At 66.0% G+C, this 25,767-nt stretch carries 21 protein-coding genes and 1 pseudogene; 20 read left to right on the top strand and 2 right to left on the bottom strand.

What is annotated here, in order from left to right:
• Positions 1-67: 67 nt before the first annotated feature.
• Positions 68-1,096 carry an L-histidine N(alpha)-methyltransferase gene (gene egtD / locus AC1D1F_RS00280; protein WP_477676707.1) on the top strand — a complete coding sequence of 343 codons (1,029 nt, stop codon included), beginning with the start codon at positions 68-70 and terminating at the stop codon, positions 1,094-1,096.
• An 84-nt stretch (positions 1,097-1,180) separates the two neighbouring features.
• Here the strand turns inward: egtD and alaS are convergent, their stop codons facing one another.
• Complete coding sequence (gene alaS, locus AC1D1F_RS00275) at positions 1,181-3,844, bottom strand: alanine--tRNA ligase (protein ID WP_477696907.1); 2,664 nt, start codon at positions 3,842-3,844, stop codon at positions 1,181-1,183.
• Between the two features lie 367 nt (positions 3,845-4,211).
• Between alaS and AC1D1F_RS00270 the strand changes: the two genes are divergently transcribed.
• From AC1D1F_RS00270 to AC1D1F_RS00220, 11 genes and pseudogenes are all read left to right on the top strand, one after another.
• Complete coding sequence (locus AC1D1F_RS00270; protein WP_477676941.1) at positions 4,212-5,126, top strand: dihydrodipicolinate synthase family protein; 915 nt, start codon at positions 4,212-4,214, stop codon at positions 5,124-5,126.
• Between the two features lie 38 nt (positions 5,127-5,164).
• Positions 5,165-6,298 carry a branched-chain amino acid ABC transporter substrate-binding protein gene (locus AC1D1F_RS00265; RefSeq protein WP_477655655.1) on the top strand — a complete coding sequence of 378 codons (1,134 nt, stop codon included), beginning with the start codon at positions 5,165-5,167 and terminating at the stop codon, positions 6,296-6,298.
• 68 nt (positions 6,299-6,366) lie between these two features.
• A complete protein-coding gene (locus AC1D1F_RS00260; RefSeq protein WP_477676940.1) occupies positions 6,367-7,491 on the top strand; it encodes an NAD(P)/FAD-dependent oxidoreductase in 1,125 nt (374 codons plus the stop codon).
• A complete protein-coding gene (locus AC1D1F_RS00255; protein ID WP_477676939.1) occupies positions 7,488-7,748 on the top strand; it encodes a (2Fe-2S)-binding protein in 261 nt (86 codons plus the stop codon). Before AC1D1F_RS00260 ends, AC1D1F_RS00255 begins: the two co-directional genes overlap by 4 nt.
• On the top strand, positions 7,745-9,034 hold the full coding sequence (locus AC1D1F_RS00250; protein ID WP_477696908.1) for an FAD-dependent oxidoreductase: 1,290 nt from the start codon (positions 7,745-7,747) through the stop codon (positions 9,032-9,034). Before AC1D1F_RS00255 ends, AC1D1F_RS00250 begins: the two co-directional genes overlap by 4 nt.
• Before the next feature lie 18 nt (positions 9,035-9,052).
• Positions 9,053-9,811, top strand: a complete 759-nt coding sequence (locus AC1D1F_RS00245) for an ABC transporter ATP-binding protein (RefSeq protein WP_477676937.1) — start codon at positions 9,053-9,055, stop codon at positions 9,809-9,811.
• Positions 9,804-10,529: an ABC transporter ATP-binding protein gene (locus tag AC1D1F_RS00240; protein ID WP_477676936.1), complete on the top strand. Its 726-nt coding sequence runs from the start codon at positions 9,804-9,806 to the stop codon at positions 10,527-10,529. The genes AC1D1F_RS00245 and AC1D1F_RS00240 overlap by 8 nt, the downstream gene beginning before the upstream one ends.
• Before the next feature lie 68 nt (positions 10,530-10,597).
• Positions 10,598-11,773, top strand: a pseudogene (locus tag AC1D1F_RS00235) (ABC transporter substrate-binding protein); the annotation flags it as partial.
• Between the two features lie 33 nt (positions 11,774-11,806).
• Positions 11,807-12,709, top strand: a complete 903-nt coding sequence (locus AC1D1F_RS00230) for a branched-chain amino acid ABC transporter permease (protein WP_477676934.1) — start codon at positions 11,807-11,809, stop codon at positions 12,707-12,709.
• A gap of 3 nt (positions 12,710-12,712) precedes the next feature.
• Positions 12,713-13,738, top strand: a complete 1,026-nt coding sequence (locus tag AC1D1F_RS00225) for a branched-chain amino acid ABC transporter permease (protein WP_477676933.1) — start codon at positions 12,713-12,715, stop codon at positions 13,736-13,738.
• Complete coding sequence (locus AC1D1F_RS00220; protein WP_477696910.1) at positions 13,683-14,354, top strand: GntR family transcriptional regulator; 672 nt, start codon at positions 13,683-13,685, stop codon at positions 14,352-14,354. Before AC1D1F_RS00225 ends, AC1D1F_RS00220 begins: the two co-directional genes overlap by 56 nt.
• A gap of 23 nt (positions 14,355-14,377) precedes the next feature.
• On the opposite strand, the gene AC1D1F_RS00215 is transcribed toward AC1D1F_RS00220, so the two are convergent.
• On the bottom strand, positions 14,378-15,793 hold the full coding sequence (locus AC1D1F_RS00215; RefSeq protein ID WP_477676932.1) for an aminotransferase-like domain-containing protein: 1,416 nt from the start codon (positions 15,791-15,793) through the stop codon (positions 14,378-14,380).
• A gap of 182 nt (positions 15,794-15,975) precedes the next feature.
• On the opposite strand from AC1D1F_RS00215, the gene gabT reads away from it, so the two are divergent.
• From gabT to AC1D1F_RS00175, 8 genes are all read left to right on the top strand, one after another.
• The gene (gene gabT / locus AC1D1F_RS00210) at positions 15,976-17,268 is read left to right on the top strand and encodes a 4-aminobutyrate--2-oxoglutarate transaminase (protein ID WP_477696911.1); all 1,293 of its coding nucleotides are present in this window, start codon (positions 15,976-15,978) and stop codon (positions 17,266-17,268) included.
• Positions 17,269-17,294: 26 nt separating this feature from the next.
• The gene (locus AC1D1F_RS00205) at positions 17,295-18,380 is read left to right on the top strand and encodes an ABC transporter ATP-binding protein (protein ID WP_477676930.1); all 1,086 of its coding nucleotides are present in this window, start codon (positions 17,295-17,297) and stop codon (positions 18,378-18,380) included.
• Between the two features lie 76 nt (positions 18,381-18,456).
• Entirely contained in the window at positions 18,457-19,485 is a 1,029-nt protein-coding gene (locus AC1D1F_RS00200) for an ABC transporter substrate-binding protein (protein ID WP_477676929.1), read from the top strand.
• Positions 19,486-19,503: 18 nt separating this feature from the next.
• On the top strand, positions 19,504-20,757 hold the full coding sequence (locus AC1D1F_RS00195) for an ABC transporter permease (protein WP_477696912.1): 1,254 nt from the start codon (positions 19,504-19,506) through the stop codon (positions 20,755-20,757).
• 46 nt (positions 20,758-20,803) lie between these two features.
• Entirely contained in the window at positions 20,804-21,628 is an 825-nt protein-coding gene (locus AC1D1F_RS00190) for an ABC transporter permease (RefSeq protein WP_477676927.1), read from the top strand.
• Positions 21,629-21,815: 187 nt separating this feature from the next.
• Positions 21,816-23,294, top strand: a complete 1,479-nt coding sequence (locus AC1D1F_RS00185) for an NAD-dependent succinate-semialdehyde dehydrogenase (RefSeq protein ID WP_477676926.1) — start codon at positions 21,816-21,818, stop codon at positions 23,292-23,294.
• Positions 23,295-23,326: 32 nt separating this feature from the next.
• Positions 23,327-24,007, top strand: coding sequence for a response regulator (locus AC1D1F_RS00180; protein WP_477676925.1), 681 nt, complete (start codon positions 23,327-23,329; stop codon positions 24,005-24,007).
• Positions 23,988-25,550 carry a sensor histidine kinase gene (locus AC1D1F_RS00175; RefSeq protein ID WP_477676924.1) on the top strand — a complete coding sequence of 521 codons (1,563 nt, stop codon included), beginning with the start codon at positions 23,988-23,990 and terminating at the stop codon, positions 25,548-25,550. The genes AC1D1F_RS00180 and AC1D1F_RS00175 overlap by 20 nt, the downstream gene beginning before the upstream one ends.
• The last annotated feature ends 217 nt before the right edge of the window (positions 25,551-25,767 follow it).

Raw genomic sequence — 25,767 nt, 5'->3', positions numbered from 1 at the left:
CTTTCCAAACGGCTTTTAAATCTAACGTCATAACGACATAACCAACTAACCGTAGCCAAGGCGAATCTTGAACCTCCCACTCAACATCTCGGCCCTTTCGCTCCAGCTGCCTCCCGCCTCGCCGCAATTCATCGCCCTCTACCGTCCGGACAGCGACGCGCAGGCGGTGCAGGCGACGACGCAAGAGCTGACGGACGGACTGCTGGCCGCGGCGGCCCATGTGTCGCCCAAATTTTTCTACAACGAACTGGGCTCCAGGCTCTTCGAGGCCATCACCGGCCTGGACGAGTACTACCCCACGCGGACCGAAGCCGGCATCTTCGAGGCGGCGCACGGGCATATCGCCGCGACGCTGGCCGACGCGGGCATACGCCGGCCTTGCCTGATCGACCTCGGCGCGGGCAACTGCGCCAAGGCCGTCACGCTGATCCCCCATCTGCAGCCGCGCCAGTACGTGCCCGTCGACATCTCCGTCGACTTTCTGCGCGACGCCGCCGAGCAGGTACAGAACAGCTTTCCGGCGCTGGACATCGTCGGCCTGGGCATGGACTTCTCGGCCGGGCTGGCGCTGCCCGAGGAAGTCCAGTCGCACGAGCGCGTGTTTTTCTATCCCGGCTCCAGCCTGGGCAACTTCCATCCCGCGCAGGCCCTGCAATTCCTGCGGCACATCGCCGACCCGGCGCAGGGCAAGGCGCGCGGGCTGCTGCTCGGCATAGACCTGGTGAAAGACACGGCGCGCCTGGAGGCCGCTTATGACGATGCGCTGGGCGTGACGGGCGCCTTCAACAAAAACCTGCTGCTCAACATCAACGGCTTGCTGGGCGCGGACTTCGACGTGCGGCAGTGGCGGCATGTGGCGCTGTTCAATGCCGCCGAGTCGCGCATCGAGATGCACCTGGAAGCCGCCTGCGACCTGACGGTGCACTGGCCCGGCCACGAGCGCCGCTTCAAGGCCGGCGAACGCATCCACACCGAATGCTCCTACAAATACACGGTGGACGGCATGACGGCGCTGCTGCGGCAGGCCGGTTTCAAACACGTGAAGTACTGGACCGATCCGAACCACTGGTTCGCGGTGTTCTGGGCTGCGGTTTAGCCCTTTCGCCAGGCAAAGAAAAAGGCCGGCTTCCCTCGGGAAACCGGCCTTGATGTTTTAAGCGCTTGGTAAAGCGGAAGGTCGTCAGGCGCGCTCAGCCACCCAGCCCTGCACCGACTTCAGCGCATCACCCAGCTTGGACGCATCGGTGCCGCCGGCCATGGCCATGTCGGCCTTGCCGCCACCCTTGCCGCCGACTTGCTGGGCCACAAAGTTGACCAGCTCACCGGCCTTCACTTTGCCGACGCTGTCGGCCGTCACGCCAGCGGCGATCTGCACCTTGTCGCCGTCGACCGCGGCCAGCACGATGACGGCCGTCTTGAGTTTGTCCTTGAGCTTGTCCATGGTGTCGCGCAGCGTCTTGGCGTCGGCGCCTTCGAGCTTCGCGGCCAGCACTTTGAGGCCCTTGACGTCCACCGCCTGCGTGAGCAGCTCGTCGCCTTGCGAGGATGCCAGCTTGCCCTTGAGCGCGGCGATTTCTTTCTCGAGCACCTTGACCTGGTCCAGCACCTGGCCGATGCGGCCCTGCAGTTCCGAGGGGCTGGCCTTGAGCGAGCCGGCCGCGGCCTGCACCGTGGATTCGAGCGACTGCAGGTAGGCCAGCGCGTTCTCGCCGGTCACGGCCTCCACGCGCCGCACACCCGCCGCCACGCCGCTTTCGGCGACGATCTTGAAGAGGCCGATGTCACCGGTACGTTTGACGTGAACGCCACCGCAGAGCTCCTTGCTGGAGCCGATCGTCAGCACGCGCACGGTCTCACCGTACTTTTCGCCGAAGAGCATCATCGCGCCGGATTTCTGCGCATCTTCCATGGCCATCACGGTGGCATCGGTTGCCACGTTGGAGAGGATTTCGGCGTTGACGCGCGCTTCGATCTCGCGGATCTGCGCGTCGGTAACTGGCGCGTTGTGCGCGAAGTCGAAGCGCGTGCGCTCGGCATTCACCAGGCTGCCCTTTTGCTGCACGTGGTCGCCCAGCACTTCGCGCAGTGCCTTGTGCATCAAGTGCGTGGCGCTGTGGTTGCGCACGGTAGCGGCGCGCACAGCGGTATTGACCTGCGCCATCACCGCATCGCCGACTTTCAGCGTGCCCTCTTCCTGCACACCGTAGTGGCCGAACACATCAGCCCGGATCTTGAGCGTGTCGTCCACCGCGAAACCGGCGCCGGCCGCGGTGATGCGGCCCTGGTCGCCGACCTGGCCGCCGCTTTCGGCATAGAAAGGCGTGGTGTTGAGCACCACCACACCGCTTTGCCCGGCGTTGAGGGCCTGCACGGCCACGCCGTCGGCGTACAGCGCCACCACCTTGGCGGGCTCTTCGAGCAACTCGTAGCCGGTGAAGGTGTTGCCGCCGCCGGTGTATTCCAGCGCGCGGTCCATCTTGAACTTGCCGGCTGCGCGGCCACGCGCTTTCTCCGCTTCAAGCTCGATTTTGAACTGAACTTCGTCAACACCAATACCAAATTCACGAGAAACGTCTGCCGTCAGATCAATCGGAAACCCGTAAGTACCGTGCAACAGGAATGCTGTCTTTCCATTCAGCAAGATGCTCGAAGTGTTGTCCTTGAACTCGGTCTGCGAAATATCAACAAGAGTATTGATTTCCCGCAATAGCAGTTCCATGCCGTTCTCCAGCGTTTCAAAGAAACGCTCTTCCTCGGCCTTGAGCACGGCGGTGATGCGGGCTTCGTCGGTCCTGAGTTTGGGGTAGGCGTCGCCCATCAGGCGGGCCAGGTCGGCCACCAGCTTGTGGAAGAACGGCGTCTTCTTGCCCAGCTTGTAGCCGTGGCGGATCGCGCGGCGGATGATGCGGCGCTGCACGTAGCCGCGGCCTTCATTGGACGGGTTGACGCCGTCGCTCACCAGGAAGGCGGTGGCGCGGATGTGGTCGGCGATGACGAACAAGCTCTTGTTGCCCAGGTCCTTCTCGCCGGTTTCGCGGCTGGCGGCCTTGATCAGCGCGTCGAAGATGTCGATTTCATAATTGCTGTGCACGTGCTGCAGGATGGCGGCCAGGCGCTCCAGGCCCATGCCGGTATCCACGCAGGGCGCGGGCAGTTTCGTGACGCTGCCGTCGGCCGCCATGTCGAACTGCATGAACACGTTGTTCCAGATCTCGATGAAGCGGTCGCCGTCTTCACCAGGGCTGCCGGGCGGGCCGCCGGGGATGTGGTCGCCGTGGTCGTAAAAGATTTCCGAGCAGGGGCCGCAAGGGCCGGTGTCGGCCATCATCCAGAAGTTGTCGGACTTGTAGCGGCCGCCCTTGTTGTCGCCGATGCGGATGACGCGCTCGGGCGGCAGGCCGATTTCCTTGGTCCAGATGTCGTAGGCCTCGTCGTCTTCCTCGTACACCGTGGCGAGCAGGCGCTCGGGCGGCAGCTTGTAGACCACGGTCAGCAGTTCCCAGGCCCACGTGAGCGACTCGCGCTTGAAGTAGTCGCCGAAGCTCCAGTTGCCCAGCATCTCGAAGAAGGTGTGGTGGCGCGCGGTGTAACCCACGTTTTCCAGGTCGTTGTGCTTGCCGCCGGCGCGCAGGCAGGCCTGGACGGACGCGGCGCGCACATAGGGGCGCTTGTCGGTGCCGAGGAACACGTCCTTGAACTGCACCATGCCGGAGTTGGTGAACATCAGCGTCGGGTCGTTGCCCGGCACCAGTGAGCTGGAAGGCACCACGGTGTGGCCCTTGGACGCGAAGAAATCGAGGAAGGTCTTGCGGATGTCGGCGACGGTAAAGGTGGGCTGGCTCATCTTGGATTTTGTGGTCTGGCAAGGTGGCCGGCCGCCGGCGACCTCAGGTCGTACCCACTGCGTCGAACCCACCTAAGCGCTTGATTTACTTGAACATTCGATTATAGGCTTGGGGCCCGCGACAGCCCCGCCCCGGGGCGATCCCCCGCACAGGGCCGGCGCATCAAGGCGGTGCCCTCGCGCACCGCCCTGGCACGAGAGCGCAACACATGCCGCATTCCGGCGCCGAAATCCTCTTTCCAACCCTCCTTTACCCCCAAAAAAGCTGGCACGCAAGCTGCTTAATACCCTATAAAGATAATTTAAATATCTTCTTAATATATTTACATCCATCCAATCTCAACCCCGCACTTTTAGGAGCACTCCCTTGAACAACCCCCGCTGGCAAGGCATTTTTCCCGCCATCACCACCAAATTCCACGCCGACGAAAGCATCGACGCCGAGGGCACCGCCCGGCACATCGATTTCCAGATCCGCAACGGCATCCACGGCCTGGTGACCTGCGGCTCGCTGGGCGAGGCCAGCACGCTGTCGCTCGAAGAAAAGCTCCAGGTCGCCAAGATCGCCCTGGACGCCAGCAAGGGCCGTGTGCCGGTGCTGGCCAATGTGTCAGAGACCAGCACCCGCGAGGCGCTGCGCTACATCGCCGGCGCCAACCAGCTCGGCGTGGACGGCTTCATGGTCATGCCCTCAGTGATCTACGTGGCCGACGCGCGCGAAGCCATGCTCAACGTGCGCACCATGGCCGAAGCCGCACGCAAGCCGCTGATGATCTACAACAACCCGGTCGCCTACCGGGTTGACCTGAAGCCCGAGCACATGGCCGAGCTGGCCGATTGCGAATGGCTGGTCGCCATCAAGGAGAGCACCGACAACATCCGCCGCATCACCGACCTGCGCAACACCGTGGGTGACCGCTACCAGCTCTTCCTCGGCGTGGACGACCTGGCCTACGAAGGCCTGGCGCTGGGCTGCGACGGCCTGCTGGCCGGCGTGGGCTGCGCCTTCCCGCGCGAAACCGTGGCGCTGTATGACCTCATGAAGGCCGGCAAATTCGCCGAAGCGCTCAAGCTCTACCAATGGATGACGCCCATGCTGCACCTGGACGTGTCCACCAAGCTGGTGCAAAACCTCAAGCTCATCGACGCCCTGGTCGGCGTGGGCACCGAGCACATGCGCCGCCCTCGCCTGCCGCTGATAGGCGCCGAGCGCGAATTCGTCGAAGCCGTCGTCAAAAAAGCCCTGGCCACGCGGCCGGCGCAATACCAGTCCGTCGCGTAAATTTTTCCAACCCCGCAACCCGCATCGAGGAGACAACCATGACACATCGCAACAGCATCGTTTCTTTTGTCGGCATCGCCGCCATCGCACTGGCGTCAACGGCACAGGCCCAGGAACAGGTCGTGGCCATCGGCCATACCGGCCCGCTTTCGGGGCCGAACGCGTTCGCCGGCAAGGACAACGAAAACGGTGTTCGCCTGGCGGTCGAAGAACTCAATGCAAAAAAAATGGTGGTGGGCGGCAAGACACTCAAGTTCGAACTGCAGTCGGAGGACGACCAGTGCGACGCCAAGGCCGGCGTGAACGCAGCCCAAAAACTCGTCGACAGCAAAGTGAAGTACGTCATGGGCCCCTATTGCTCGGGCGTTGCGATTCCCGCATCACGGGTCTACAGCGAAGGCGGCGCCATGCTGTCGACCGTCGGCACCAACCCCAAGGTCACCCAGGGCGGCTACAAAAACCTGTTCCGCATCATCGCCAGCGACACACAGATCGGCTCCAGCATGGCGGTGTACGCAGCCAAGGTCCTGAAGGTCAGCAAGGTCGGCGTGATTGACGACCGCACGGCCTTCGGCCAGGGCGTTGCGGAAGAGTTCGTCAAGGAAGCCAAAAAACAGGGCCTCACCGTGGTCGGGCAGGAGTTCACGACCGACAAGGCCGTGGATTTCCTCTCTATCCTGACCAACCTCAAGGCGCAGAAACCGGAAGCCATCTTCTTCGGCGGCTATGCACCGCAGGCCGCGCCCATGGTGCGCCAGATGAAACAGCTGGGCCTGCCCGCCAAGCTGCTGGGTGGCGACACGCTGTGCAGCCCCGAAATGGGCAAGCTCGGCGGCGACGCGGTCAACGACACGGTTTTTTGCGCGCAAGGCGGCTCCATGCTGGAAAAGGCCGCGGGTGGACCGGCCTTCAAGGCCAAATACAAAAAGCGCTTCAACCTCGATACGGACGCTTACGGCGCTTCCTTCTATGACCAGACGATGCTGATCGGAGAGGCCATGCGCAAGGCTGACTCCATCGACGTGGCCAAGGTCGGCGCCGAGATCTACAAGGGCAGCTACAAGGGCGTTGCGGGCACCTACACCTATGACGACAAGGGCAACATGACCCAGGCGCCCATCACGGTGTTCACGTTCAGGAATGCCCAGCCCACGGCGCTGGCGAGTTACTGAACACCGCCGGCGCCATCAGGACACGAGGGGCAAGGCCATGAGCGACACAGCGCATAGTGAGCACCACCGTGCCTGAAGCATCGAGCCGGCAGGCGGACGTCCTTGTGATCGGCGCCGGAATCGTCGGCGCGGCCTGCGCGCAAGCCCTGGTTGCCTCCGGCCTGAACGTGCGCATGCTCGATGCCCGCCGCCCGGGCGCCACGGCGGCCGGCATGGGCCACCTGGTGGTCATGGACGACAACCCCGCGGAGCTGGCCCTCAGCCAGCGCTCGCTGGCACTGTGGCGCGAACTGGCCCCGCGGATGCCACCCCAGTGCGCGTTCAGCCCGTGCGGAACGCTTTGGCTTGCGGCCGATGCGGCGGAAATGCAGGCCGCCGAAGAAAAACACGCCCGCCTGAGCGCACTCGGCATTGATTGCCATCTGCTGGGCGCCAAGGCGCTGGCACAGGCCGAGCCCGCGCTTCGCCCGGGGCTCGCCGGGGCCCTGAAAGTGACCGGCGACAGCATTGTGTACGCACCAGCAGCGGCGAACTGGCTGATTGCACAAGGCGGCGAACGCATCCAGCTGGAACACGCCGAGGTCGTGCGCATTGAGGGCAACAGGGCGCAGCTTGCCGATGGAGGCCATCGCACCGCGCCCATGATCCTGCTGGCCAACGGTATCCATGCCACCGCGCTATGCCCGGAGCTGCCGATCCGGCCCAAAAAAGGCCACCTGGTGATCACCGACCGTTACCCAGGCAAGGTGCACCACCAGCTGGTGGAACTCGGCTACGTCACCAGCGCGCACCACAGCGAAGGCCCATCGGTCGCGTTCAACCTGCAGCCGCGCCCCACCGGGCAGTTGCTGATCGGCTCGTCGCGGCAATTCGGCACCACCGATCTCGAGGTGGAGGCCGCCATGGTCTCGCGGATGCTGCAACGCGCGCTGGCCTACATTCCCGCGCTTGCCGGCCTGAATGCCATCCGCAACTGGACCGGGCTGCGCGCCGCCACGCCCGACAGCCTGCCCCTGATAGGCCGCCATCCATGGCGTGAAGGCCTGTGGCTGGCCGTCGGCCATGAAGGCCTGGGCGTCACCACGGCCACCGGCACGGCACAACTGCTGGCCGCGCAGATGACCGGCGCCACGCCCGCCTTCGACCCCGCGCCCTATGCCGCCCAGCGTTTTGCGGAGACCGCACACCCATGAAAACACCCGACACCGTGACGCTCCACGTCAACGGCCGGCCGCTGTCGGTCAAGGCCGGTACCTCCGTGGTCGCGGCGCTGCGCATCGCCGACGCCGCGCGCATGGGCATGGCACGCCGCTCCGTGCACGGCGAAGCCCGCGCGCCCTTCTGCGGCATGGGTATCTGCCAGGAATGCCGCGTCGACATCGACGGCCAGCGCCGGCTGGCCTGCCAGACGCACTGCGAAGACGGCATGGTGGTGGAGGCTGCAAGGTGAACGCCAAAAACCCGTCAACAGCCATTGAATATTGCGATGTATTGATCATCGGCGCAGGCCCGGCCGGTATGGCCGCGGCGCTGGCCGCCGCGCCCAGCGGCGCCCGCATCGTGATCATCGATGACAACCCGGCGCCCGGCGGCCAGATCTGGCGCGACGGCCCGGGCGCCCACCTGCCGCCGCAGGCGCTGCGCATGCGCGAGTCGCTGGCGCGCTGCGCCAACGTGCGCCTGCTGTGCGGCACGCGCGTGGTCAGCCCGGTCGGCCCCGGTGCGCTGCTGCTGGAAGACGAAAAACAAGGCTGGGTGCAGCGCTACGGCAAGCTGATCCTGTGCACGGGCGCGCGCGAGCTGCTGCTGCCCTTCCCGGGCTGGACGCTGCCCGGCGTCACAGGGGCCGGCGGTTTGCAGGCGCTGGTCAAGGCCGGCTTGCCGGTCGCCGGCGAACGCATCGTCATCGCCGGCAGCGGTCCCTTGCTGCTGGTGGCCGCCGCCACGGCGCGCCAGGCCGGTGCGCGCGTGCTGCGCATCGCCGAACAGGCCGGCCTGGCATCGGTCGCGGGCTTTGCAGCCCAGTTGCTGCGCTGGCCCGGCAAGGCAACACAGGCCCTGGGCCTGGCCAGCGCGCGCTACCGCACCGGCACCCGTGTTGTGTCGGCGCAAGGCGCGGGCCGCGTCGAGTCGGTGCGGCTTCACCATGCCGGCCGGGAGACGGACATCGCCTGCGACCGCGTGGCCTGCGGCTTCGGCCTGGTGCCCAACACCGAACTGGGCCAGCTGCTGGGCTGCGCGCTCACACCGAACCCCGGCGGCGCGCCGGCGCTGGCGGTGGACGGCCTGCAGGCGACCAGTGTGGCCGGTGTCTACGCGGCCGGTGAATGCACCGGCGTGGGCGGCAGTGAGCGCGCGCTCGCGCAGGGCCGCATCGCCGGCCATGCGGCCGTCGAAAACACCGGTGCCGCGCTCCACCACGGTCCGCAACGCTCGCACTGGCAGGCCTTCGCCGACCAGTTGCAACGCCACTTCACCCTGGCCCCGTCGCTCAAAACCCTGGCACGACCCGACACCCTGGTCTGCCGCTGCGAAGACGTGCCGCAGGCGGCGCTCGCCGCTTGCAAGGGCTGGACCGACGCCAAGCTGCACACGCGCTGCGGCATGGGCGCCTGCCAGGGCCGCGTCTGCGGTGCGGCGGCGCAATTCCTTTTTGGCTGGACGCCGCCCGCGCCCAGGCCGCCGCTGTCGCCGGCGCGCATCGCCACGCTGGCAAGCACACCCACCCTCGACTGAAAGCACGCACCCACCACCATGCCACAGGACATCATTCTCGAAACCCAAGGGCTCAGCAAGGAGTTCCGCGGCTTTATCGCCGTGCGCAACGTCGCCCTGCGCGTCAGGCGCGGCAGCATACACGCGCTGATAGGCCCCAACGGCGCCGGCAAGACCACGGTCTTCAACCTGCTGACCAAGTTCCATACACCGACCGAAGGGAAGATCCTCTTCAACGGCATCGACATCACGCACGAAAAGCCCGCGCAGACCGCGCGCCGCGGCATCGTGCGTTCCTTCCAGATTTCCGCCGTGTTCCCGCAGCTCACGGTGCTGGAGAACGTCAAGATCGCGCTGCAGCGCAAGCTCGGCGTCGAGTACCGCTTCTGGCAATCGATCGCCGCGATGCAGCGGCTCGACGCACCGGCCATGGCCCTGCTCGAGCAGGTCGGCCTGGCGCGCTTTTCCGCGCTTCTGGCCGGCGACCTGCCCTACGGCCGCAAGCGCACGCTGGAAATCGCCACCACGCTGGCGCTGGACCCGGAACTGCTGCTGCTCGACGAGCCCACGCAGGGCATGGGCCACGAGGACGTGGACCGCATCAAGGCGCTGATCAAGCAGGTTTCCGCGCAGCGCACGGTGCTGATGGTGGAACACAACATGAAGGTGGTGGCCGACATCAGCGACACCATCACCGTGCTGCAGCGCGGCGAGGTGCTGGCCGAAGGGCCGTACACGGAAGTTTCCACCAACCCCGCCGTGCGCGAGGCTTACATGGGAGTCGAGGAAGATGCCTGAACACACCCACCACGCGGGCAACGCCATGCTCACCATCCGCGACCTGCACGCCTGGTACGGCGAATCGCATGTGCTGCAGGGCATCAACCTCGACGTCAAGGCCGGTGAATGCATCACCCTGCTGGGCCGCAACGGCGCGGGCCGCACGTCCACCCTGCGCGCCATCCTCGGCCTGGTCGGCAAGCGCACCGGCTCCATCCGGGTGGCCGGCAAGGAGACCATCACCCTGCCGCCGCACCGCATCGCACGCCTGGGCCTGGGCTATTGCCCGGAAGAGCGCGGCATCTATGCCTCGTTGACCGCCGAGGAAAACCTGTTGCTGCTGCCCAAGGTCGGCGAAGGCGGCATGTCGCTCGAACAGATTTACGCCATGTTCCCCAACCTCAAGGAGCGCGCCGGCAGCCCCGGCACGCGGCTGTCCGGGGGCGAGCAGCAGATGCTCGCGATGGCGCGCATCCTGCGCACCGGCGCCCAGCTGCTGCTGCTCGACGAAATCACCGAGGGCCTGGCGCCCGTGATCGTGCAAAAGCTCGGCCAGGTGATACGCGAGCTCAAGGCGCGCGGTTTCACCATCGTGCTGGTGGAGCAGAACTTCCGCTTCGCCAGGCACCTGGCCGACCGCCATTACGTGATCGAGCACGGCCAGGTGGTCGAGGTCATGGAGCAGCGCGAGGTCGAAGCCCGGCAGGACCGGCTCAACGAGCTGCTCGGCATCTGAGTTTTTCAACGCGCCTTTCCATTCCCTTCCTCATTCCCTTCCCCTTCCCCCAACCCCTGGAGCCTTTCATGCCATTCCGCAAACTCTCCGTCTGCCTGGCGGCCTGCGCCGCCCTCTCGTCCTTTTCTGTTCACGCTCAGGTCAGCGACGACGTCGTGAAGATCGGCGTGCTCAACGACCTCTCCGGCATTTACTCCGACCTGTCCGGCCAGGGCTCGGTCACGGCGGCGCGCATGGCCATTGAGGAAATGGGCGGCAAGGTGCTGGGCAAACCCATCGAACTGGTCTTCGCCGACCACCAGAACAAGCCCGACGTGGCGGCCAACCTGGCGCGCGGCTGGTTCGACCAGGGCAAGGTCGACATGGTGACGGACTTCCCCACCACCTCCACCGCGCTGGCGGTGATGGAGATCGCGCGGCAGAAGAACCGCATCGTCATGCCTTCCTCGGGCCTGGCCACCGCCATCCTCGGCGAAAAATGCACGCCGCTGACGGCGCAGTGGACCACCAACACCTATGCGCTGGCGGCCGGCACGGCGCGCGCGCTGGTCAAGGAAGGCAAGAAGACCTGGTACTTCATCACCGCCGACTACACCTTCGGCCATTCGCTGGAAAAAGACGCGACCGAGGTCATCAAGGCCGACGGCGGCAGCGTGGTCGGCAGCTCGCGCCACCCCTTCCCGGGCAACGACTTCTCGTCCTTCCTGCTCAAGGCGCAGGCCTCCAAGGCCGACGTCATCGCGCTGGCCAACGCCGGCAACGACACCGTCAACGCCATCAAGCAGGCCAATGAATACGGCATCACGCGCAAGCAGGTGGTCGCGCCGCTGCTCACCTACATTTCCGACGTCCACAGCATTGGCCTGGACAAGGCGCAAGGCATGTACCTGAGCGAGGCCTTTTACTGGGACTTCGACGAGCGCTCACGCGCCTGGTCGAGGAAGTTCTTTGAAAAACAAAAGCGCATGCCCACCGCCGCCCAGGCCGGCGTCTACTCGGCCACGCTGAGCTACCTCAAGGCCATCCAGGCCGCCGGCACCGACGAGGCCAAGGCCGTGATGGCGCAGCTGCGCAAGATGACCATCGACGACGCGGTGATCCGCAAGGGCAAGCTGCGCGAAGACGGCGCGCTGGTGCACGACATGCTGCTGCTGCAGGTCAAGACGCCGGCCGAATCGAAGGCGCCCTGGGACTACTACAAGGTCAAGTCCGTGCTCCCCCCCCCCCCCCCCCCCCCCCCCCCCCCCCCCCCCCCCGCCACTCACGAAACACACATCATGTTTGACATCCCGATGCAGTCCCTGCTGGCCCAGTTGCTGGTGGGCCTGATCAACGGCTGCTTCTACGCCATGCTGAGCATGGGGCTGGCGATTATTTTCGGCCTGCTCAACATCATCAACTTCGCGCACGGCGCGCAGTTCATGGTGGCCGCCTTCCTGGCCTGGATAGGCTTTTCGCAGCTGCCGCTGCTGCTGGGGCCCGAATTCAAGGTCAACTTCTGGGCCGCGCTGGTGCTGGCGCCGCTGATCGTCGGCGGCCTGGGCGTGCTGCTCGAGAAAACGCTGCTCAAGCGGCTCTACCACCTGGACCACCTCTACGGCCTGCTGCTGACCTTCGGCGTCGCGCTGGTGCTCGAAGGCGCGTTCCGCCACTTCTACGGCATCTCGGGCGCCAGCTACGACCCGCCCGCGCTGCTGCAGGGCGGCGTCGACCTGGGCTTCATGTATCTGCCGCTGTACCGCGGCTTCGTGGTGGTGGCCTCGATCCTGATCTGCGGCTTCACCTGGTTCCTGTTCGAGAAAACCCGGCTGGGCGCCCTGCTGCGCGCCGGCACCGAGAACCCCAAGCTGCTGCAGGCCTTCGGCGTCAACATCCCGCTGATGGTCACCCTGACCTACGGCTTCGGCGTGGGCCTGGCCGGCATCGCCGGCGTGCTGGCCACGCCCATCATGCAGGTCAACCCACTGATGGGCGCCAACCTGCTCAATATCGTGTTCGCCGTGGTGGTGATAGGCGGCCTGGGCTCCATCCTGGGCGCCGTCGTGAGCGGGCTGGCCCTGGGCCTGCTCGAAGGCCTCACCAAGGTCTTCTACCCCGAGGCCTCCACCGTGGTGGTGTTCGTGATCATGGCGGTGGTGCTGCTGATCCGGCCAGCCGGCCTTTTCGGCAAGGAGCACTAGGCCATGAAATCCTTGCTCGCCAACATCCCCACGCCCGTCCGCATCCTGCTGGCACTCCTGCCACTCGCGCTGCTGGTGCCGGCCTTCCCCGAGATCGCCTACCCGGTCTTCATCATGAAGGTGATGTGCTACGCGCTGTTCGCGCTGGCCTTCAACCTGCTGATCGGCTTCACCGGCCTGGTGTCCTTCGGCCATGCGGCCTTCTTCGGCTGGGCCGGCTACACCACCGGCATCCTGATGATCCGCTTCGGCGCCGCCGGGTTTCCCGTCGAGCTCGCCATCCTGGCGGGCGTGGCCGTGGCCACCGCCATCGGCTGGCTGATCGGCACGCTGGCGATACGCCGCACCGGCATCTACTTCGCGATGATCACCCTGGCCCTCTCGCAGGTCGCCTACTTCCTGGCGGTGCAAATTCCCTGGACCGGCGGCGAGGACGGCATGCAGGGCATCCCGCGCGGCAAGCTGCTGGGCCTGGTCGACCTCTCGGTCGACAACCACATGTACTACTTCACGCTGGCGGTGTTCACGGCGGCCTTCCTGGCCATACACCGCATCGTGCATTCGCCCTTCGGCCAGGCCCTCAAGGCGCTGCGCGACAACGCGCCGCGCGCCGTCTCGCTGGGCTACGACACCGACCGCTGCAAGCTCTACGCCTTCATGCTGTCGGCCGCGCTGGCTGGCCTGGCCGGCTCGCTCCGGGCGCTGGTGCTGCAGCTGTCCACGCTCAACGACGTGACGCTGGGCACCTCGACCGAGGTGCTGCTGATGACCCTGCTCGGTGGGCTAGGCACGAGCTGGGGCCCCGTGGTAGGCTCAGCGCTGGTGGTCAGCCTGCAGAACCACCTCGCCGCCCTGGGCGGCGTGGTGACCATCCTTATCGGCCTGACCTTCATTGTCTGCGTATCGTTCTTCCGGCGTGGCCTGGTGGGCGAATGGCAGGCCCTGCTGCAACGCCGAGACACCCGACAACAACATGCCCCTGCCCACGACCGCACCCCCACCGCTGCCAGCCAAACGCCGGGCCGCTGACGTCGCTTACGACGCCATCGAGGCGATGATCGCCACCCTGCAGCTGCAGCCCGGCGCGCCCGTGGTCGAGGCCGACCTGGCCCAGCGCACCCAGCTGGGCCGCACTCCCGTGCGCGAGGCGCTGCTGCGCATGGTCTCCATCGGCCTGATCGTGCAGCAGCCCCGGCGCGGCCTGCTGGTCTCCAACATCGACCTGGCCGACCACCTGGACGTGATCCTCACGCGGCGCGTGCTCGAGGGCGTGATCGCGGCGTGCTCGGCGCGGCGCGCCACGGCGGCCCAGCGCAAGGCCATCGTCGGCTGCGCGGCCAAGATGATCAAGGCCGCCGAGCGCGCCAACCTGGAGGCCTACATGGCGGCCGACCACGAGCTGGACCTCGTCAACCACGAGGCCTGCCGCAACAGCCCGGCCGTCAAGAGCGTGGTGCCGCTGATCGTGCAGTGCCGGCGCTTCTGGTATGCCTACCAGCACGAGGGCGAGATCGCCGAAGGCGCGCGCTTTCACATGGAGCTGGCCCAGGGCATCGCCACCGGCGACGAGGCCGCCGCCGTGCTCGGCGCCAACAAGCTCATGGACTACCTCGAGGGCTTCGCCAGGCGCGTCATCGAGATCTGATGCAGCACGCGCGGGCCGGGCCCTTACTGGGCGGCCTGCTGGCCCAGCTCGATCCGCTGGGCCAAAAAGCGCCAGATGCGCTCGTCGTCGCAGAACGCCACGTTAAAGCGCAGCCAGCCCGTGGGATGCGGTTCCATCAGGAACAGCTGTCCCGGGCCGAGCATGATGCCTTCCGGCGTCGCCTCTTTGGACAGGACGGCGCCATCCGGAAGGTCCGGATGCCGGGCCCACAGGTACATGCCGGCCCCCGGCTCATGGAACAGCTCAAACCCCAGGCTGCTCAGGTTTTTTTCGGTCTTGCGATGCGCCGCGGCCAGCCTTTCCCGAAGCGACTTGAGGTGCTTGCGCCAGCGGCCGTCGGTGACCACCCCGAAGGTCAGCCGCTCGGCGATGTCCGAAGACGTGAGCCCTGAAATCATCTTGAGCTGGGCCAGGTCCTCGATCAGCTCACCCCTGGCCAGCAGGTAGCCCACGCGCAGGTTGGGGGAAATGGTTTTGGAAAAGCTGCCGATGTACACCACGCGCCGCAGCTGGTCCAGGCTGGCCAGCGTGGAGCGCGAGGTCGGGTCCATGTCGGCGTAAATATCGTTTTCCACCAGCGTGAAGTCATGCGCCTCGGCCAGTTGCAGCAGGCGGTGCAGGTGGGCCGCCGAGGCGATGGAGCAGGTCGGGCTTTGCAAACGGGGCTGCGTGAAAAAGGCCTTGGGCTTGTGCACGGCCAGCAAGGCCTCCAGCGCGGCGAGGTCGTAGCCCGTGGGGGTGCGCGGCACACCCACCAGGTTGGCCCCCAGGAAGCGCAGCATGAACATCAGGTTGGGATAGCCGGGGTTGTCCACCAGCACCGTGTCGCCGGGCTTGAGGAGTTGCCGGGCCACCAGGTCCAGCGCCTGGCTGGACCCCTGCGTCAGCAGCACCTGGTCCACCTCGACCGGTATCTGGTTTTCGGCCAGGGCCTCCGCAATGACCATGCGCAGCGCCATATGCCCGTGGGGCAGTCCGTAACCTTCCAGGGACGAGCCGTCCGTCGACAGGTGCCGCATGCTGCGGCGAATCGCGTCCCCGAACAGGAAATCGTGCGGCAGCCAGCCGCAACCGGGTTTCATCGGCAGGTTGCGGTTTTCAAATATTTGCTTGAGGTACCAGCGCGCGTCGAATTTCGGCTGCTGCGGCTGCGCATACGGCGCGCCCGATGCACCTTCATCGCCCCTGCGCTTGACGAAAAACCCGGCATTGGCCCGGGAAACCAGCCATCCCTGGGCCACCAGGCGGTCATAGGCCTCCACCACCGTGAAGACGCTGACGCCGTGCATGGCGGCAAAACCGCGGATGGAGGGCAGCTTGACGCCCGGTTTCAGCGCCTGCCCGGCAATCATGCCCCGCAGGCCGTCGACGATCTGGCTCACCAGGGGAGTCTGCAGTTCCGGGCGGAGTGTGAGCATCAAAAAACCAAAAAAGGCAGATTGTGCATTGCAATCCTCGTGCACCGGGTTGGGGAATCCATGTACAGGATTCTAGACCCGCACAGTGCGCTGAAAACAGCGCAAAGGTGTACATGGACGGGCCCGGCCCGCACTTCTACAGTCCATCCGTCCCTGTCCAGAAAACCGAAACCACCTTCACCATGCAGCCAAACCAGACTACCAGCAACGCCGCCCTGATGGCGCGCCGCCAAGCCGCCGTGACGCGCGGCGTGGGCCAGGCCCACGAAATTTTCGTCAGCCGGGCGAAAAACGCCGAACTGTGGGATGTCGAAGGCCGCCGCTACATCGACTTCGCCGGCGGCATCGCCGTCCTCAACACCGGCCACCTGCACACCGAAGTCATTGCCGCGGTCAAGGCCCAGCTCGAGCTCTACACGCACACCTGCTTCCAGGTGGTCGCCTATGAGCCCTATGTCGAACTGGCGGAAAAGCTCAATGCCCTGGCGCCCGGCAATTTCGCCAAAAAAACCCTGCTGCTGAGCACCGGCGCCGAGGCCGTCGAGAACGCCGTCAAGGTGGCGCGCTCCTACACAAAGCGCCCCGGCATCATCGCCTTCACGGGCGGCTACCACGGCCGTACCAACATGACGCTGGGCATGACCGGCAAGGTGGCGCCCTACAAGCTGGGCTTCGGCCCCTTCCCCGGCGAGGTGTTCCATGCCGAATACCCCAACGCGCTGCACGGCGTCAGCATCGACCAGGCCTTGCATTCGGTCGAGCAGATCCTCAAAAACGACGTCGAGCCCGAGCGCGTGGCGGCCTTCATCATTGAACCGGTGCAGGGCGAGGGAGGCTTTTACATCGCCCCGCCCGAGTTCATCAGCCGCCTGAAGGCGCTGGCCGACCGGCACGGCATCCTGCTGATCGCCGACGAAGTCCAGACCGGCGCCGGCCGCACAGGCACCTGGTATGCCAGCGAACAATGGCCGGTGGCGCCCGACCTGATCGCCATCGCCAAATCGATGGCGGGCGGCTTTCCGATATCAGGCCTGGTCGGCCGTGCCGAGGTCATGGACGCCCCCGGCCCCGGCGGCCTGGGCGGCACCTACGCGGGCAGCCCCATCGGCTGCGCGGCGGCGCTGGCCGTGCTCAAGGTCTTCAAGGACGAAAAACTCCTGGAGCGCAGCAACACCATGGGCAACTACCTGGTCAAGGGTTTGCGCGCCATCGCGGAAAAGGAAGCGGCCATCGGCGACGTCCGCGGCCTGGGCGCCATGGTGGCCATAGAGCTCTTCGAAAACGCGGACCCCGCCCGTCCGGACGCCGCACTGACCAAACGGGTGGTCAGCGAAGCCGCCCGGCGTGGATTGATATTGCTCTCCTGCGGCACCTACGGTAATGTGATCAGGATTCTGGTTCCCCTCACGGCGCCCGACGCCTTGCTGGACGAAGGCCTGCAAATCCTGGCAGACAGCTTCGCCGCATCGCGCTGATCTTCGTGGACAGCTCAGGAAAACCGATGACCGATAACGATGTCCTTGTGCGCTTTTCGGGCGTGCAGAAAACCTACGACGGCGAACAGCTTGTCGTGCAGCAGCTCGACCTTGACATTCATCGCGGGGAATTCCTGAGCCTGCTGGGCCCTTCCGGCTCCGGGAAAACCACCACGCTGATGATGCTGGCCGGCTTCGAGTCGCCTACCGCCGGAGAAATCTTTCTCAATGGTTCGCAGATCACCGGCACACCGCCGCACAAGCGCAACTTCGGCATGGTGTTCCAGAACTACGCCCTCTTCCCGCACCTCACCGTGGGCCAGAACGTGGCCTATCCGCTCACGGTGCGCAAGGTGCCCAAAGCCGACCAGGCCAGCCGCGTGCTGCGCGCGCTCGACATGGTCCGCCTTTCGGGCATGTCCGACCGCCTGCCCGGGCAACTGTCGGGCGGCCAGCAGCAGCGCGTCGCCCTGGCGCGGGCGCTGGTGTTCGAGCCCCAGCTGGTGCTCATGGACGAACCGCTGGGCGCGCTCGACAAGCAGCTGCGCGAGCACATGCAGATTGAGCTGAAGGAGCTGCACAAGCAGCTGGGCGTCACCTTCGTCTATGTCACGCACGACCAGGGCGAGGCACTGACCATGAGCGACCGGGTGGCGGTCTTCAACGATGGCGCGATCCAGCAACTGGCCCCCGTGGAGGCGCTGTATGAGACGCCCTCCAACCGCTTTGTCGCCGGTTTCGTCGGCGACAGCACCGTGCTCAAGGGCAAAGGACGCGCCGCCGGCATCGAATTGCCGGACGGCTGTGTCCTGGGCGGCATCCATGTCAAGCAGGCGGCTGTCGGCACGCAGGTCGAGGCCTATATCCGGCCGGAGCGCATTGTGCTGCATAGCCAGGCGCCGGCTTCAGTAGCCAATGTGCTGCCCGCGCGCGTGGCGCGCATCATCTATTTCGGCGACCACCTGCGGCTGCTGTGCGAGGTCGGCGCCGGCCAGGCGGAAGCCACGGTCAAGCTGCCCCTCACCCTGCTGGACGGCCTGCCGCCGCCGCAACCGGGCGACGCGGTACACCTCGAATTTCCGCCTGCCTTCACGCGGATCTATGCGGTGTAAGCGCTTTCTCCTTTCACGCCCTTCACCTATTTCAAGCGTCCCTTCTGCCTTTATCAACCACCGAGGAATTTGCACCATGAAGAAAAACATCATCGCCCTTGCCATGGCTTCGTGCCTGGCCCTGCCCGCGCTTGCGCAGCAGCAGATCACCGTCGTCAACTTCGGCGGCGCCAATGCCAACGCGCAGAAAAAAGCCTACTACGAGCCCTACGAAAAAGCCGGCACCAAAGTCGTCGCGGTGGAATACAACGGCGAGCAGGCCAAGATCAAGGCCATGGTCGAGACGAAGAAGGTGACCTGGGATGTGGTCGAAGTTGAAGCACCCGATGTGCAGCGCGGTTGCGACGAGGGTCTGTTTGAAAAAATCGACTTCAGCAAAATCGGCTCCAAGGCGGACTTCTTGCCCGCAGCGGTCAAGGAATGCGGCGTGGGCGTTTTTGTCTGGTCCACCGTGATGGCCTGGAACGCCGACAAGGTCAAGACCGCCCCCACCAGCTGGGCCGACTTCTGGGACGTCAAGAAGATCCCCGGCAAACGCGGCATGCGCAAGGGCGCCCGCTACAACCTCGAATTCGCGTTGATGGCCGACGGCGTCAAGCCCGCCGACGTCTACAAGGTCCTGGCTACCAAGGACGGCGCCGACCGCGCATTCCGGAAGCTGACGGAACTCAAGCCCAGCATCCAGTGGTGGGAGGCCGGCGCCCAGCCCGCCCAGTTCCTCGTGGCCGGTGACGTCGCCCTCAGCACGGTCTACAACGGCCGAATCGACGCCGCCAACCGCGAAGGCCGCAACCTGAAGATCTACTGGCCCGGCGGCATCTATGACCTGGACTACTGGGTCATCCCCAAAGGCGCGCCCAACAAGGATGCATCGATGAAGTTCATCGCCTTCGCCAGCCAGCCCGCCACCCAGGCCGTGTACGCGCAGAACATCGCCTACGGCCCGGTCAACAACCAGGCTTTGGCCAAGCTCGACAAGAAGGTGCTGGATGACCTGCCGACCTCGCCGGCCAATGCGAAAGAGGCCATCCAGATGAACGTCGGCTTCTGGGCCGACCAGGGCGAGGCACTGGAGAAACGCTTCGCCGCGTGGGCCACGCAATAAAGCCGGGAGCAAACCAGCATGAACAGTTTCACCCGCAAGGCGGCCCTGACGGGCGAAGACGCCGGCGCGCTGCGCCGGGCGCTGTCGCGGGCCGATGCACGCCGCAAATGGCGCGCCTTCGCCCTGACCCTGCCCTTGCTGGTGTTTCTGCTGGTGACCTTGCTCATCCCCATCGCCGCCCTGCTGCAGCGTGCGGTCGAAAACCCCGAAGTCGTGAACGCGCTGCCGCGCACGGTCCAAAGCCTCAAGGGCTGGGACCCGCAGGCGCCGCCCGCAGCCGCCACGTATGCGGCGCTGGTGCAGGACTTGGGAAGCCTCTCCGACAGCTCGGACGCCGGTGCCCTGGCCCGGCGGCTTAATTCAGAGGTGCCCGGCTCCCGCTCGCTGGTCATGGGGGCGTACCGCGCGCTGCCCATCACCGGGTCGCCGCAGGACATACAGGCCAGGCTGGTCCAGCTGGACCCGCGCTGGGCCGAGCCTGCCTTCTGGCAGGCGATTGCCAAAAACGGCTCCCGCTGGACGCCCGACTACCTGCTGGCATCGGTGGACCTGCGGCGCGACAGCCTCGGCGAGGTGGAGCGCATGCCGCCCGACCAGCGCGCTTTCGGGCCCATCCTGCTTCGCACCTTCCAGATCAGTTTTGTCGTCACCGTGTTCTGCCTGGCGCTGGCTTACCCGCTGGCCTGGTGGCTGGCTTCGCTGCCAGCGCGCAAGGCCAACCTGCTGATGATCCTGGTGCTGGTGCCCTTCTGGACCTCCATCCTGGTGCGCGTCGCCGCATGGATCGTGCTGCTGCAATCCGAAGGCCTGGTGAATCGCGGGCTGATGGGCATCGGCCTGATCGACAGCCCGCTGGCGCTGCTGTTCAACCGCGCGGGCGTGGTGATCGCCATGGTGCACATCCTGCTGCCCTTCATGATCCTGCCGCTTTACAGCGTGATGAAAAACGTGCCCGCAACTTACGTCCGGGCCGCCGTTTCGCTGGGCAGCACGCCGCTGTCCGCCTTCTTTCGGGTGTACGTGCCGCAGACCTATCCCGGCATCAGTGCCGGGGCGCTGCTGGTGTTCATCCTGTCCATTGGTTATTACGTCACCCCGGCCCTGCTCGGCGGCGCCGATGACCAGATGCTGAGCTACTACATCGCGCGGTACACCAACGTCGAAGTCAATTGGGGCATGGCCTGTGCGCTGGGCGCCGTGCTGCTGACCGCCACCATGATTCTTTACAGCGTTTACCGGCGCATCGGCAAGGCCGAACTCAGCATCGGCTGACACCTTTTTTCTTCTACAGACCTACAGACGCAGACGCCGATTCACCATGTTCAAAATCACAGGGCCCGCCTTTCCCCGCTACGCCACCCTGGCAGACAAAGCCGGCTGGTGGCTGGTGCGCGCCGCCTGCGTCGCCATCCTGGTTTTTCTGCTGGCGCCCATCCTGGTCATGGTGCCGCTGTCCTTTTCCGACAGCTCTTTTTTGAGCTACCCGATTCCGGGCTGGTCACTGAAGTGGTACCGCAACCTGCTGGATTCGCCGGAATGGGCCAGGGCCGCGAAAAACAGTTTCATCGTGGCGCCCGCCGCGACCCTGATCGCCACCGCGCTGGGTACTTTGGCGGCGGTCGGCCTTTCCAGAAGCAACTTCCCGTTCAAAAGCCTGCTGATGGGCATCCTCATCGCCCCGATGGTGGTTCCCATCATTGTGGTCGGCGTGGCCACCTACCTGTACTTCGCGCCGCTGGGCCTTGCCGACAGCTACTTCGGGCTGATCGTGGTGCACGCCGCATTGGGCGCGCCCTTTGTGCTGACCACCGTGCTGGCGACGCTCGCGGGCTTTAACCACAACCTGGTGCGCGCGTCGCTCAGCCTGGGCGAAACGCCTTTCAGGACGTTTTTCCGGATCACCCTGCCGGTCATCGCGCCGGGCGTGATCTCCGGCGCGCTGTTCGCCTTCGCCACCTCCTTTGATGAAGTGGTGGTCACGCTGTTCCTGGCGGGTGCGGAACAAGCCACGCTGCCGCGCCAGATGTTTACCGGCATCCGGGAAAACATCTCGCCGACCATCGCGGCCGTCGCCACCTTGCTGATCCTGTTCACCACCTCCCTTTTGCTGCTGCTGGAATGGCTGCGCGGGCGCAGGGCCTGACACGCCGGGACGGCGCCCTCGCGCGGAAACCCTTTCCCGGGGTCGCATACCCACCCGCCGCCCGTATCTCCCTCCGAAAGCTGTCAAAATCACCCGACGGCTCCTCTCTCCGCCCTCTCTCCACGCCTCTTTCACTCACTCCCCCTCCTCCACCCTCTTCAGCCTCCCGCTTTAAGGACTCCCGCCCATGGACATGAAAACCTCCCCCATTTCCCTGCTCAAAGATCCCAGCCTGTTCAAGACCGACGCGCTGGTCAACGGCCAGTGGGTCGCCGGCAAGGCCCGTTTTGACGTGAACGATCCTGCCACCGGCCGCAAGCTGGCCGACGTGGCCAACCTGGGGCCGCAGGACGCCGAGGCCGCCATCGCCGCGGCCAACACCGCCTGGCCCGCCTGGCGCAACAAGACCGGCAAGGAGCGCCACGCCATCCTGCTCAAGTGGTTCCAGCTGCTGATGGCCAACCAGGAAGACCTGGGCCGCATCATGACCGCCGAGCAGGGCAAGCCCTTTGCCGAGGCCAAGGGCGAAATCGCCTACGGCGCGAGTTTTGTCGAGTGGTTCGCAGAAGAAGCCAAACGCGTCAACGGCGAAACCCTGCCGCAGTTCGACAACAACCGCCGCCTGATGGTCCTGCGGCAGCCTATCGGCGTCTGCGCCGCCATCACACCCTGGAACTTCCCGCTGGCCATGATCACCCGCAAGGTTGCCCCGGCCCTGGCCGCCGGCTGCCCGGTGGTCATCAAGCCGGCCGAGCTCACGCCGCTGACGGCCCTGGCCGCCGCCGAGCTGGCCGTGCGCGCCGGCATCCCGGCCGGCGTGCTCAATGTGCTGACGGCCGACAGCGCCAACAGCATCGCCGTCGGCAAGGTGTTCTGCGCCAGCGACGTGGTGCGCCACATCAGCTTCACCGGCTCCACCGAGGTCGGCCGCATCCTGATGGCGCAAAGCGCGCCCAGCGTCAAGAAGCTCGCGCTCGAGCTGGGCGGCAACGCGCCCTTCATCGTGTTCGACGACGCCGACGTGGACTCCGCCGTCGAGGGCGCCATGGCCAGCAAATACCGCAATGCCGGCCAGACCTGCGTCTGCGCCAACCGCATCTACGTGCAGGACGGCGTCTACGACCAGTTCGTCGAAAAATTCGCCGCCAAGGTCAAGGCGCTCAAGGTCGGCAACGGCTTTGAGGACGGCGTGGTGCAGGGCCCGCTGATCGAGGACGCGGCCATCGAGAAGGTACAGCGCCACGTGGCCGACGCCCTCGCCAAAGGCGGCAAGCTGCTGGCCGGCGGCCACAAGCTCGAAGGCCAGTTCTTCGAGCCCACGGTGGTCTCCGAAGCCACCGCCGACATGCTCTGCGCCCGTGAAGAAACCTTCGGCCCCTTCGCGCCGGTGTTCCGCTTCAAGAACGACCAGGAAGCGATTGACGCGGCCAACAACACCGAGTTCGGCCTGGCCAGCTACTTCTACAGCCGCGACATAGGCCGCATCTACCGCGTCGCCGAAGCACTGGAGTACGGCATGGTGGGCATCAACGCCGGCGTGATCGCGACCGAGCACGTGCCCTTCGGCGGCGTCAAGCAGTCGGGCCTGGGCCGCGAGGGTTCGCGCCACGGCATGGACGAATACCTCGAGATGAAGTACCTGTGCCTGGGTGACATCCAGCGCTAAGCCTGCACCCGTTACACCCGCGACCGCCCGACATGCGCCTGCTGCTTGTGGAAGACGAAGCCGAGATGGCTTCGTGGCTGCTGCGCGCTTTCAAGCAGAGCGGCTATGTCTCCGACCACGCGCCGGATGCCGCCACGGCCGAATCACTGCTGGCCGGCAACGACTATGACGCCGTGGTGCTCGACCTGCGGCTGCCCGACAAACACGGGCTCACTGTGCTGGCCGAGCTGCGCAAGGCCGGCAACCGCACCCCGGTGCTGGTGCTGACGGCGCAGGGCTCTCTGCAGGACCGGGTCAAGGGCCTGAACGTCGGGGCCGACGACTTCCTGGCCAAGCCTTTCGCCATCGAGGAGCTCGAAGCCCGCCTGGCCGCGCTGGTGCGGCGCAGCCGGGGCCGCTCCCACGCGCCGCTGCAATGCGGCTCCCTGTCATGCCCGCACGACAGCCGCGCCTTCACGCTGGCCGGTGCGCTGCTGCAGCTCACGCCGCGCGAAAGCGCGGCCCTGTCGGTGCTGCTGGCACGCAGCGGCACGCCGGTGGAAAAATCGCAGCTCTCCGGCAAGGTCTTCCCGGCCGACAGCAATGCCGGCCCCGATGCGATCGAGCTGGTGCTGCACCGGCTGCGCCGCAAGCTCGACGGCGGCGACGTGCGCATCGTCACCGTGCGCGGCCTCGGTTATATGCTGGAAGCGCATGCAGATACTGCGGACTGACCCCGACCGCTTCGGCATACGCGCGCGCCTGCTCACGCTGCTGCTCCCGGCCATCCTGGGCCTGCTGGCCCTGGACAGCTGGAACGATTACCGCGCCCTGCGCGACCAGGTGCAGGACGCCTACGACCAGAGCATGCTCGAGGCCGTGCACGCGCTGCAAAGCAGTGTGGCGCCGGCGCCGGACGGCTCACTGCGCCTGAATGCGCCGGCCGGCGTGCAAGCCCTGTTCGCCGCCGCCGGCCCCCTGCAGAAATACCTGCACGTCGGCCTGACAGACCTGGGGGATGCACAGGCCGGGAAGCCGGCCGCCTCGCGTGAGATCACTTTGCTGGGCGTCACAGACCTGCCCGCGCCCCCGCCGCTCTCATCGCCTTCATCGCCGGACCTCTACTCCCCCGCCGCGGTTTGGCCCGTCTGGTACGACGATTTCTACGCAGGCCATCCGGTGCGCGTGGTGGCGCTTCAAAGCCAGGTGCTGGACGGACGCGGCGGGAACTTCAAGCTGCTGGTCCAGGTTGCGGAAACCACCCTCCCGCGCGACCGGGCGCAGGCCGCCACCCTGCGGCAGGAGCTGATACGCGACGCGCGCATGGTGCTGGTGATGGTCCTGCTGGTCTGGCTGGGCGTGACCTGGTCACTGCAGCCGCTGGAGCGGCTGCGCAAATCCGTGCTGAAAAGCAAGGGCGCCGACCTCCAGCCCCTGGACACCCGCGACGTGCCGCATGAAGTCGCGCCCCTGGTCGACGCCCTGAACCAGCACCTGGCCAGCTACCGCGAGTTGCTGGAGCAGCAGTCGCAATTTCTGGCCGATGCCTCGCACCAGTTGCGCACGCCGCTGGCCATCATGCTGACCCAGGCGGGTGTGGCGCTGCGCGAAAAAGACACCGGGCAGCTTCATGCCACCCTGCGCGCCATGGTCGCCCAGATCGCGCGCAGCCGCCGCCTGTGCGAGCAACTGCTCTCGCTGGCCCACGCCAATGAGGGTGCAATGCCCGCGAACATGTCCGACCTGCCCGGCATCGTCGACCTCAACACCATCGCCAGGGAAGTGGTGCTGCAGTACCTGGCGCTGGCCCACGAGAAGAACCAGGACCTGGGCTGGGTCGATGCCCGCGGTGACTCCACGGAAACAGGCGCACTGCAGGATGCGCCCGTGGTCCCGGTGCGGGCGCACGGCCCCGAGCTGCACGAGGCGCTGTCCAACCTGGTGCACAACGCGATTGCCTACACACCGGCCGGCGGGCACATCACCGTGATGGTGTCCACGCTGGACGGCATGGCCCTGGCCGAGGTCCGAGACGACGGCCCCGGCATTGCCCCAGCGCGGCGCGCGCAGGTCTTCGAACGCTTCCATTCAGCCGACCCGGGTTCCGAAAAAGGCTCGCACGGCGCCGGGCTGGGGATGGCCATTGCGCGCGCTTATGCGCGGCGCAACGGCGGCGACATCGAGCTCGCCGACACGGCCTCCGGCGCCGGCCTGCGCGCCATCCTGCGCCTGCCGCTGGCGCCCCGTATTACTCCCTCTGGAGAGGGCAGGGGCTGAGCGCTGCGGCTCCGGATGCGCCTGCGCGCATCTGGACAGCGCGAAGAAGCCCAGGCTCAGCCTGGGCTGCGGTCTGCAAGACAGGGCTAGCGGCGCCTGAAAACTGGAGGCATTCGAATGCGGGAACCGCCCTCACCCTAACCCTCTCCCAGAGGGAGAGGGAAAGAGAGGGAAGGCTTCTTCGCGACGTCAGACCCGTTAGTGATAACACGTATTT

It is taken from the genome of Polaromonas sp. P1_H6, assembly GCF_056405195.1.
This window is presented reverse-complemented; position numbering and strand designations above follow the sequence as displayed.

Bases quoted from the DNA above. Each gene is read 5' to 3' on its own strand.
- alaS (WP_477696907.1), bottom strand. From the start codon at position 3,844: ATGAGCCAGCCCACCTTTACCGTCGCCGACATCCGCAAGACCTTCCTC.
- AC1D1F_RS00265 (WP_477655655.1), top strand. From the start codon at position 5,165: ATGACACATCGCAACAGCATCGTTTCTTTTGTCGGCATCGCCGCCATC.
- AC1D1F_RS00255 (WP_477676939.1), top strand. From the start codon at position 7,488: ATGAAAACACCCGACACCGTGACGCTCCACGTCAACGGCCGGCCGCTG.
- AC1D1F_RS00245 (WP_477676937.1), top strand. From the start codon at position 9,053: ATGCCACAGGACATCATTCTCGAAACCCAAGGGCTCAGCAAGGAGTTC.
- AC1D1F_RS00240 (WP_477676936.1), top strand. From the start codon at position 9,804: ATGCCTGAACACACCCACCACGCGGGCAACGCCATGCTCACCATCCGC.
- AC1D1F_RS00230 (WP_477676934.1), top strand. From the start codon at position 11,807: ATGTTTGACATCCCGATGCAGTCCCTGCTGGCCCAGTTGCTGGTGGGC.
- AC1D1F_RS00225 (WP_477676933.1), top strand. From the start codon at position 12,713: ATGAAATCCTTGCTCGCCAACATCCCCACGCCCGTCCGCATCCTGCTG.
- AC1D1F_RS00220 (WP_477696910.1), top strand. From the start codon at position 13,683: ATGCCCCTGCCCACGACCGCACCCCCACCGCTGCCAGCCAAACGCCGG.
- AC1D1F_RS00215 (WP_477676932.1), bottom strand. From the start codon at position 15,793: ATGCTCACACTCCGCCCGGAACTGCAGACTCCCCTGGTGAGCCAGATC.
- gabT (WP_477696911.1), top strand. From the start codon at position 15,976: ATGCAGCCAAACCAGACTACCAGCAACGCCGCCCTGATGGCGCGCCGC.
- AC1D1F_RS00205 (WP_477676930.1), top strand. From the start codon at position 17,295: ATGACCGATAACGATGTCCTTGTGCGCTTTTCGGGCGTGCAGAAAACC.
- AC1D1F_RS00200 (WP_477676929.1), top strand. From the start codon at position 18,457: ATGAAGAAAAACATCATCGCCCTTGCCATGGCTTCGTGCCTGGCCCTG.
- AC1D1F_RS00195 (WP_477696912.1), top strand. From the start codon at position 19,504: ATGAACAGTTTCACCCGCAAGGCGGCCCTGACGGGCGAAGACGCCGGC.
- AC1D1F_RS00190 (WP_477676927.1), top strand. From the start codon at position 20,804: ATGTTCAAAATCACAGGGCCCGCCTTTCCCCGCTACGCCACCCTGGCA.
- AC1D1F_RS00185 (WP_477676926.1), top strand. From the start codon at position 21,816: ATGGACATGAAAACCTCCCCCATTTCCCTGCTCAAAGATCCCAGCCTG.
- AC1D1F_RS00180 (WP_477676925.1), top strand. From the start codon at position 23,327: ATGCGCCTGCTGCTTGTGGAAGACGAAGCCGAGATGGCTTCGTGGCTG.
- AC1D1F_RS00175 (WP_477676924.1), top strand. From the start codon at position 23,988: ATGCAGATACTGCGGACTGACCCCGACCGCTTCGGCATACGCGCGCGC.